General features: G+C 71.0%; 6 protein-coding genes and 2 pseudogenes. 1 reads left to right on the forward strand and 7 read right to left on the reverse strand.

All coding sequences use genetic code 11. The features are described 5' to 3' along the window. Positions 1-131: 131 nt before the first annotated feature. The 3 genes from nadC to nadA are packed head-to-tail and all read right to left on the reverse strand — an operon-like array spanning position 132 to position 3548. The gene (gene nadC / locus PKD06_RS16800) at positions 132-1007 is read right to left on the reverse strand and encodes a carboxylating nicotinate-nucleotide diphosphorylase (RefSeq protein ID WP_324382121.1); all 876 of its coding nucleotides are present in this window, start codon (positions 1005-1007) and stop codon (positions 132-134) included. Position 1008: 1 nt separating this feature from the next. After that, entirely contained in the window at positions 1009-2565 is a 1557-nt protein-coding gene (locus tag PKD06_RS16805) for an L-aspartate oxidase (protein WP_324382123.1), read from the reverse strand. Further along, positions 2562-3548 (reverse strand): quinolinate synthase NadA, encoded by a 987-nt coding sequence (nadA, locus tag PKD06_RS16810; RefSeq protein ID WP_324382125.1) that lies wholly within the window; start codon positions 3546-3548, stop codon positions 2562-2564. Before nadA ends, PKD06_RS16805 begins: the two co-directional genes overlap by 4 nt. 286 nt (positions 3549-3834) lie before the next feature. On the opposite strand from nadA, the gene PKD06_RS16815 reads away from it, so the two are divergent. Then, entirely contained in the window at positions 3835-4500 is a 666-nt protein-coding gene (locus PKD06_RS16815; protein WP_324382127.1) for a TenA family protein, read from the forward strand. A 51-nt stretch (positions 4501-4551) separates the two neighbouring features. On the opposite strand, the gene PKD06_RS16820 is transcribed toward PKD06_RS16815, so the two are convergent. The 4 genes and pseudogenes from PKD06_RS16820 to PKD06_RS16835 form a co-directional block, all read right to left on the reverse strand. Then, complete coding sequence (locus PKD06_RS16820; RefSeq protein ID WP_324382129.1) at positions 4552-7197, reverse strand: molybdopterin-dependent oxidoreductase; 2646 nt, start codon at positions 7195-7197, stop codon at positions 4552-4554. 32 nt (positions 7198-7229) lie between these two features. Next, positions 7230-8441 (reverse strand): annotated as a pseudogene (locus PKD06_RS16825) (FAD-dependent oxidoreductase); the annotation flags it as partial. A 16-nt stretch (positions 8442-8457) separates the two neighbouring features. Next, positions 8458-9258, reverse strand: coding sequence for an ABC transporter ATP-binding protein (locus tag PKD06_RS16830; protein ID WP_324382131.1), 801 nt, complete (start codon positions 9256-9258; stop codon positions 8458-8460). Between the two features lie 11 nt (positions 9259-9269). After that, positions 9270-9475, reverse strand: a pseudogene (locus PKD06_RS16835) (nitrate ABC transporter, permease protein); the annotation flags it as partial.

Genomic DNA, 9475 nt, shown 5'->3' on the forward strand with positions numbered 1-9475 from the left:
CAATGTCCTCATTGCCAGCGAGACAGCACTCATAATCTGCCAAAGTAGTGATAGGGCCACGTACGATTTCGAGCAGCTCTTGTTCTGCCCCCTTCTCCACCCGGTCCGTGCATCTGCCGGGGAATTCCCGGTCAGTCTCGAGGCATGACAGGCGCCGATCCGACATGGTCCAACCCGATATCCAGCACGGGCGCGCTGTGGGTTAGCCAGCCGATCGAGATCAGATCGATCCCGCTCGCCGCGATGGCGGGTGCGGTCTGCGGCGTGATGCGGCCCGAAGCCTCCGTCAGCGCACGCCCCGCCACCATGGCGACGGCGTCTCTCAACTGATCGGTCGTCATGTTGTCGAGGAGGACGGCGTCGATCCCGATGCCGAGGGCCTCTTCGAGTTGGGCGAGCGTGTCGACCTCGAGCTCGATCTTGACCATGTGGCCGGCCCCGGCCCGGGCGCGCTCGATCGCGGGCCGGATACCGCCCGCGATGGCGACATGGTTGTCCTTGATGAGGATCGCGTCGTCGAGGCCGAAGCGATGGTTGCCGCCGCCGCCGGCCCTCACCGCGTATTTCTCGAGCGCCCGCAGGCCCGGAGTCGTCTTGCGGGTGCAGACGATCTGCGCATCGTAGCCCCGGACCGCGTCGACGATCGATCCGGTCACGGAGGCGATGCCGCTGAGATGGCCGAGGAAGTTCAGGGCCACGCGCTCGGCCGTCAGGATGGCGCGGGTCGGGCCTGAAACGGTTGCGATCACATCGCCCGGCGCGAGCCTCGCGCCGTCTGGCCGCGCAACCTCGACGACCACCTCGGGATCGATCAGACGGAACGCCATCGCGGCGACGTCGAGCCCGGCCACGACGCCGACCTGGCGGGCCGCGAGCCTGGCCTGGCTGCGGTGATCGGCCGGCACGATCGCATCGGTCGTCAGGTCGCCGGCCCGGCCGAGATCCTCGAGAAGCGCCGCCCGCACGATCGGCTCGATCATGACGGCGGGCAGTTTCGAAAGGGGCATGTCAGGCTTCCACAAGTGCGGGCGCGCAGGCCCCGGCAAGGTCCCGGACGGCGTTCATCGCTTCATCGAGACGAAGGCGCGAATGGGTGCCCGAAGAGGCGGGTTTCGGAAAATCGCTCCGGCAATGGGCGCCACGGCTCTCCTCGCGCCGCAGAGCCGCGACCGCCATCATCAGAGCGACGGCGGCCGGATCGGCCTCGGCTCCACGGCCCGAGGCGGGGGCCAGCAGCCGGGTGGCCAGCGCCGCGAGTCCCTCCCCGCCCCGCATCACGCCGAGACCGCTGCCGACGAGCGGGTGGATGCGCCGGGCATCGGGCGCGGGCAGCATCGGCGCTGCGGGCCGGGGGCGAGGAGACACGGGCGCAGCCGGCGTTCCCGCGATGCTGTCGGAAACCCGACCGCCGCAGACGATGGCTTCCGTCAGCGAGTTGCTGGCGAGACGGTTCGCGCCGTGCAGCCCGGTGCAGGCGGCCTCCCCGCAGGCCCACAGGCCCGGGACAGAGCTGCGTCCCTCTCCGTCCACCGCGATGCCGCCCATATGGTAATGCGCGGCCGGGCGAACCGGGATCGGCATTCGGGCCGGATCGATCCCGGCCTCCCGGCACGAGGCCGCGATCGCAGGGAACCGCACTGCAAAGCGCTCGCCGAGAGCCTTGCGCGCATCCAGGAAGACGTGGTGGCCCGCGGCGCGATGGCGCCAGATGCGCCGGGCGACGATGTCGCGGGGCGCGAGTTCCGCTCCGGGCTCGTCCGCCATGAAGCGATGGCCGCGCTCGTCGATCAGCGTCGCTCCCTCGCCGCGCACGGCCTCGCTGACGAGGCGGAGCGGACGCGTCGTGCCGTCGAGGGCGGTCGGATGGAACTGCACGAATTCGAGGTCCATCAGCACCGCCCCGGCCCGCGCCGCGAGGACGAGGCCCTGGCCGAAGGAGCCGACCGGATTGGTCGTGTCGGGGAAAAGCCCGCCTACTCCGCCGGTCGCGATCACCACGCGATCGGTCGGAAGGTCGATCGTCCGGCCGAACGGATCGCAGGTGAGAAGCCCCGCGATGCGGCCCTCCTCGACCCGGAGGCGGCGCGCCTCGAAGCCTTCGAGAATCGTGACGGACGGCGTGCGCCGCGCGGCCTCGGCCAGGACCCGCATGATCTCGCGCCCGGTCGCATCGCCCCGGGCATGTACGATGCGCCGCCGCGAATGGGCGGCTTCGAGGCCGAGGGCAAGGGCGCCGGATCGATCGCGGTCGAAGGCGCAGCCGAGCCCGGCCAGCATCTCGACCGCCGCGGGCGCCCCCTCCGCGATGCGCCGCGCGATCCCGGCATCCGACAAGCCGTCGCCGGCCGCGAGGGTATCGGCGACGTGCAGGTCCGGCCCGTCATCGGGCCCGAGGGCCGCCGCGAGGCCGCCCTGCGCCCAGACGCTGGACGCCTCCGTCATGAGGCGCCCCTTCGACAGGAGCACGACCGGCTGCGGCGCGAGGCGAAAAGCCGTGACGAGCCCGGCAATGCCGGCTCCGACGATCACCGGCTGCCCGGCGAGGCGGCGGAGATCGGCGCTCATATCGCGAGCATCCTCTCGACCGCGAGGCGGGCGCGGTCGGCCATCGCGGGATCGATGGTCACGACGTGCCGGTTTTCCTCGAGCGAGGCCCGGATATTGGCGAGCGTGATCCGCTTCATGTGCGGGCAGAGGTTGCAGGGCCGGATGAACTCGACGGCGGGATGCTGCACGGCGATGTTGTCGCTCATCGAGCACTCGGTCATCAGGACGACGCGGGGCGGCTGCCTGCCGGCGATGTAGTCCGACAGCGCGGCGGTCGAGCCCGAGAAATCGGCCGCCGCGACGACATCCGGCGGGCATTCCGGGTGGGCGAGCACCGTCACGCCCGGATGGGCCTCGCGCACCTCCGCGATATCGGCGGCCCGGAAGGTCTCGTGGACCTCGCAATGGCCCTCCCAGGCGATGATCTCGACATCGGTTTCGGCCGCGATGTTCCGGGCGAGGTATTCGTCCGGCAGCATGATGACGCGCGGCACGCCGAGCGCCTCGACGACCCGTTTTGCATTGCCCGAGGTGCAGCAGATGTCCGATTCCGCCTTCACGGCCACCGAGGTGTTCACATAGGTCACGACCGGCACGCCCGGATGGCGCCGGCGCATCAGCCGGACGTCCTCGGCCGTGATGGAATCGGCCAGCGAACACCCGGCCGCGACATCCGGGATCAGCACCGTCTTCGACGGATTGAGGAGCTTTGCGGTCTCGGCCATGAAATGGACGCCCGCCAGCACGATCACCTCGGCCTCGACCTCCATGGCCTTGCGGGCGAGCGCCAGGCTGTCGCCCACGATGTCCGCGACGCAGTTGAAGATCTCGGGCGTCTGGTAATTATGCGCGAGGACCACCGCGTTCCGCTCGCGCTTGAGGCGCAGGATCGCCTCCGCATCCTCCGCGAAGACCGGCCATTCGAAAGGTGGAATGACGCGCGAGACGCGGGCGTAGAGGTCGGCCGCGGGAAGCCGCTCGGCGGATGCGAAGGAAGCCATGTTATACTCCAACTGAGCATAAGATGGCTTATACTTATTCAGAGCATAAGAGCTGTCAAGAGCGGGCGAGCGGCAGCTTCGATCCGACGACGGCGCGCTCTGCGAGGCCATGCGGGGATCCGGCACCGGCGCTTCCGAGGCTGGGGTCTGGAAATGACGAGCTGCCCGGAGGAGCCATCCGGGATCGCGTCGGGCCGGCGGAAAAGCCGGCCGGGGCTCCTTCCTGTGGACGGTGGCGCTCGAGCGTGCCTTCTTCGATGCAGCATATGAGTGCAAGGGCTGAGCCATGGACATCTTCGACCGGCTGAAGACCGCAGCCACCGCCGACTGGCAAAGCTACGTCGACCACGACTTCGTGCGCCGGATGGGCGCGGGCACGCTGCCCGAGGAGGCGTTCCGCACCTATCTCGTTCAGGATTATCTGTTCCTGATCCAGTTCGCGCGCGCCTATGCGCTCGCCACCTACAAGAGCCGCACGCTCGCCGACATGAAGGCGGCGCAGGCGGGGCTTGCCGCGATCCTCGACGAGATGGACCTGCATGTGCGCCTGTGCGGCCGCTGGGGGCTGACGCCGGACGCGATCGAGGCCGCGCCAGAGCATCAGGCGACGGTGGCCTATACCCGCTTCGTGCTGGATTGCGGCGCGGCCGGCGACCTGCTCGACCTCCACGTCGCGCTCGCCCCCTGCGTCGTCGGCTATGCCGAGATCGGCCGCAACCTGGCTCCGAACGGAGCCGGTGCGCTCGGCGAGCATCCCTATCGCGAATGGATCGCCGAATATGCGGGCGACGCCTATCAGGACATCGCCGCGCGGGCGCGGCGCCATCTCGACGACCTGGCGGCACGAGCCATGACCGAGCAGCGCTTCATCGAGCTTGCCGCTCTGTTCGGCAAGGCGTCGCGGCTCGAAGCGGATTTCTGGCAGATGGGCCTGGACGCCGCCGAGCGCTGAGCGCCTTCGGCGTCCTTCTCTCCGCAAGCCGGCCGCCGGATCGCCGGGCGTTCACTCCGCCGCTTCGGGAACGAGGCCCGCAAGGATTGCCGCGATCTCGGCCCGGCACGAGCCGCAATTCGTGCCCGCCTGAAGCGCCTCGCCGATCGCCTTCACGCTGCGGTGCCCGGCCCGGCCGGCGGCCGCGATCTGGTTCGCGCCGATGCCGAAGCAAACGCAGACGGTCGGCCCGCGATCCGCCCCGCCGGCACCGGGCCGGCCCGAAAGGACGAGAAGGCGTGCCGATCGGTCCGGGTGAGACGCGGCAAGCTGCTCGGCCGCCCATTCGCGCGAGACCGCGACCGGCCCGGGCGCCACGAAGATCGCGCCGAGCAGACGCTCGCCCTCGAAGCGCGCGAAGCGGGCCCGGCCCCCGGCCCGGTCGAGATAGGTGAGCATGCCCGCGTCTCCGCCGAGGAGCCGCGTCGCGAAGGCGGCCCAGTCGCGCGCGCCGGCCATCGCGAACTCGCAGCGCCAGCCGCCTGCGCAGCGCGCGAGCGCCCAGTAATCCGTGTCGAGACCCTCCGGGCGCTCCGCGAGCACCGCGAAGCCGAAGGCGGCGGCGGGAAAGCGCCGCGCCCTCACCGCCACGTGCTTCAGGGCGGGCTGGCCCGAGACCGGATCCGTCTCGGGCGGCGCGAGGCGGCCGATGCGTGCCGAGGCGGCGAGTTGGTCGGTCCAGTGCATCGGGACGAAGAGCGATCGCGGCCGCTGCCGGCGCGTGACGAGCACCCGGAGCAGCACCGTGCCATGCGGGCTCTCGATCTCGGCGATGTCGGCCTCGCCCAGCCCGCAGCGGCGGGCGTCGTCCGGATGGATCTCGACGAAGGGCTCGGCCAGATGCTGGGAGAGGCGTGGGCTCTTCGCGGTGCGCGTCATGGTGTGCCACTGGTCGCGGATGCGGCCCGTATTGAGCACCAGCGGGAAGTCCGGCGTGGTCCGGGCCGGCGCGGCGCCCGCCACGGCGACGAAGCGGCCCTTGCGGTCGGCCGTGTAGAAGCCGCCCTCGGCGAAGAAGCGGCGATCGGCCGGGGCTGCGCCCGCCGGCAGCGGCCATTGGACGGGCGCCAGCGCGTCGTATCCGCCCGGCGGGAGTCCCGCGAGGCCGCCGATGTCGAAATCGCGCTCCCCCCCGTTCTCGAAGGCCGAGAGAGCGGCGTGCTCGGCGAAAATCTCGCCGGGGGAGGCATAGGCGAAGGCCGCGCCATGGCCCATGCGGCGCGCGACCTCGCAGACGATCGCCCAATCGGGCCGGACCTCGCCCGGCGGCGGCAGGAAGGCGCGCTGGCGCGAGATGCGGCGCTCGGAATTCGTCACCGTGCCGTCCTTCTCGCCCCAGGCGGCGGCCGGCAGGCGGATATGGGCGCGGCGAATCGTGTCGGTCCGCGCCGAGGCGTCCGAGACGACGACGAAGGGGCAGGCCGCCAGCGCCGCCTCGACCGCACTCGCATCGGGCAGCGAATCGACGGGATTCGTCGCCATGATCCAGAGCGCCTTGATGCGCCCGTCCGCGACCGCGCGGAACATCTCGACCGCCTTCAAGCCCGCCTTCCGGGCCATGCGCGGCGCCTTCCAGAACCGGGCGACGCGCGCGCGCGCCGCCTCGTCCTCGATATCCATATGGGCGGCCAGCATGTTGGCGAGGCCGCCGACCTCGCGCCCGCCCATGGCGTTCGGCTGGCCGGTGACCGAGAAGGGTCCCATGCCGGGCCGCCCGATCCGTCCCGTGGCGAGATGGCAGTTGATGATCGCGTTCACCTTGTCGGTGCCGATCGAGGACTGGTTGACCCCCTGGCTGAAGACCGTGACGACGCGCTCCGTCCCGGCGAACAGCGCGAAGAAGGCCGCGACGTCGCCCGCGGCGAGGCCCGCGGCGCGGGCGACCTCGCCGGGCGCGGCCCGGCCGGCCGCCGCGAGCGCCCCAGCGAAGCCCGTCGTATGGGCCGCGACGAAGGCGCGGTCGACGGCGCCCGTCTCGGCGAGATGGGCGAGAAGCCCGTTGAACAGGGCCACGTCGCCGTCCGGCGCGATGGCGAGATGCAGGTCGGCGATGTCGGCCGTCATGGTGCGGCGCGGATCGACCAGCACGACGCGCATTCCCGGCCGACTCTGCTTCGCGGCGGCGAGGCGCTGGTAGAGGACGGGATGGCACCAGGCGAGGTTGGAGCCCACCAGCACGACGAGATCGGCGAGTTCCAGATCCTCGTAGGTGCCCGGAACCGTGTCGGCGCCGAAGGCGCGGCGGTGGCCGGCGACCGCGGAGGCCATGCACAGGCGCGAATTGGTGTCGATATTGGCCGAGCCGACGAAGCCCTTCATCAGCTTGTTGGCGACGTAGTAATCCTCCGTCAGAAGCTGGCCGGAGCCGTAGATCGCGACCGCATCCGGCCCGTGCTCCGCAATGGCGCGGCCGAAGGTGGCCGCGACGAGATCGAGGGCCTCGTCCCAGCTCGCGCGGCGCCCACCGATCTCGGGATGGAGCAGCCGTTCCTCAAGGCCGGCCGTCTCGCCGAGCGCCGAGCCCTTGGAGCAGAGGCGGCCGAAATTCGACGGATGCTCCGGGTCGCCGCGCACCGAGACGGCGCCGTCCTCGCGCCGGCTCGCAAGCACGCCGCAGCCGACGCCGCAATAGGGGCAGGTGGTACGCGTCTCGCGCATCAGGCCCCCGCCGCGCCGAGGCTGCTGACCGCGAGGGCGGCGCCCGGCCCGTAGGCTTCCCCGAAGATCAGCGCCTCGCGCAGCGCCGAGACATCGGCCTCGCGCGTCCTGAGGTCGTTGAACCAGGCGGCGCTCGCCGTCTCGCCGTAGAGCACCGCGCCGAGGATGCGGTCGTTCTTGAGGACGAGGCGCTTGTGGAGCCCGGCCTGCGGATCGCTGGCGACGATCTCCTCCCGATCCTCGCCCGCGGCGAAATCGCCGACCGAGAAGACCTCGATGCCCGTGACCTTCAGCCGCGTCGGCGTGTCGACATGGGCGAAGGCGGCCTCGTCCCCGGCGAGGCGGGCTGCGGCGACACGCGCCATCTGGTAGAGCGGGGCGACGAGGCCGTAGACCATACCGCCCACCTCGGCGCATTCGCCGAGCGCGAGGATCGCCGGGTCGCTCGTCGCCATGCCGGCATCGACCACGATGCCCCGCCCGACCGCGAGGCCGCAATCGCGCGCGAGCGCGGCGTTCGGGCGGATGCCGACCGCCATGACGACGAGGTCGGCGGGCACGATTTCGCCATCTGCCAGCTCGACGCCCGTCGCCTTCGGCTCGCCGAGGATTGCGCGGGTATTCGCCCCGAGCCGCACCGCGATGCCGCGGGCCTCCAGCGCGCCCTTCAGGAGAGCGCCCGCTTCCGGGTCGAGCTGGCGATCCATCAGGCTCGGCCCGACATGCAGGACGGTGACCTCCATGCCGCGCATCCGCAGGCCGACGGCCGCCTCAAGACCGAGCAGACCACCTCCGATGACGACCGCCCGCGCCCGCGACTGCGCGGCGAGCAGCATGGCGTTGACGTCGTCGAGGTCGCGATAGGTCAGGACGCCCGGCCGGTCCCGGCCCGGCAGCGGCAGGACGAACGGCACCGAGCCGGTCGCGATCACGAGGCGGTCATAGCCCACGCTCACGCCCTGCGCGGAGGTGACGGTGCGCGCCTCCCGGTCGATCGCGACGACGCGATGGCCCTTGTAGAGCGTGATGCCGTGGCGCACGTACCAGCCGTCGCCGTGGATGACGATCTCGTCGAACGCCTTCTCGCCGGAAAGCACCGGGGAGAGCATGATGCGGTCGTAATTCACCCGTGGCTCGGCGTTGAAGATGGTCACCGCGTAGCGGTCGGGCGCCCGTTCGAGCAGGTGCTCGAGCATGCGTCCGGGCGCCATGCCGTTGCCGATGACGACGAGCCGCTCCTTCATGGCCTCGCCCGCCTCCTCACGCCGCCTCGACGAAGCGGTGGCGCTCGTAGAGGAACTTGAGCACCGCCTCGCGCGACTTCAGGTAGACCGGATTGGAAGCCAGCTCGATGCGCCGGCGCGGGCGGGCGAGCGGCACGCCCAGCCCCTCGCCGATCGTCGCGGCGGGGCCGTTCGTCATCATCACGATGCGGTCGGACAGCAGCACCGCCTCGTCGACGTCGTGCGTGATCATGATCATCGTGTTGCCGAGCCGGGCATGGATCTCCATCACGGCGTCCTGCAAATGCGCCCGCGTCAGCGCGTCGAGCGCGCCGAAGGGCTCGTCGAGCAGCAGCACCTTCGGCTCCATGGCGAGCGCGCGGGCGATGCCGACGCGCTGCTTCATGCCGCCCGAGATCTCGGCCGGCCGCTTCTCGGCCGCCTGCGCCATGTGGACGAGCGCGAGGTTGTGGTCGATCCATTCGGCGCGCTCGGCCCGGCTCCTGCGCCCGGCGAAGACCTTGTCGACGGCGAGGGCGACGTTCTCGCGCACCGTGAGCCAGGGCAGGAGCGAGTGGTTCTGGAAGACCACGGCGCGGTCGGGGCCCGGCGCGTTGACCTCGCGGTCCTCCAGGAGGATCGCGCCGCTCGTCACCGGCAGGAGGCCGGCGACGAGGTTCAGCAGCGTGCTCTTGCCGCAGCCCGAATGGCCGATGATCGAGACGAACTCGCCCTTGCCCACCGACAGGTCGATGTTCGAGAGCACGGTGCTGAGCCGGGCGCCGCGCCGGAAGGTCTTCTCGACCCGGTCGATCTTGAGATAGGGACGGGTGGTCATCGCGCTCCTCCTCAGCTTGCGGCCGTGCCGCGGGTGACGATGCCGGCGAGGGCGGCGACGAGGCGGTCGAGCAGGAAGCCGACGATGCCGACATAGCCGAGGGCGAGGATGATCTCGCTGATATGCGAGGAGTTCCACGCATCCCAGATGAAGAAGCCGATCCCGACGCCGCCGATCAGCATCTCGGCCGCCACGATCGCGAGCCAGGACAGGCCGA

Origin of the sequence: Enterovirga sp. (genome assembly GCF_035325185.1) — a bacterium.
Taxonomy (GTDB): domain Bacteria; phylum Pseudomonadota; class Alphaproteobacteria; order Rhizobiales; family Beijerinckiaceae; genus Enterovirga.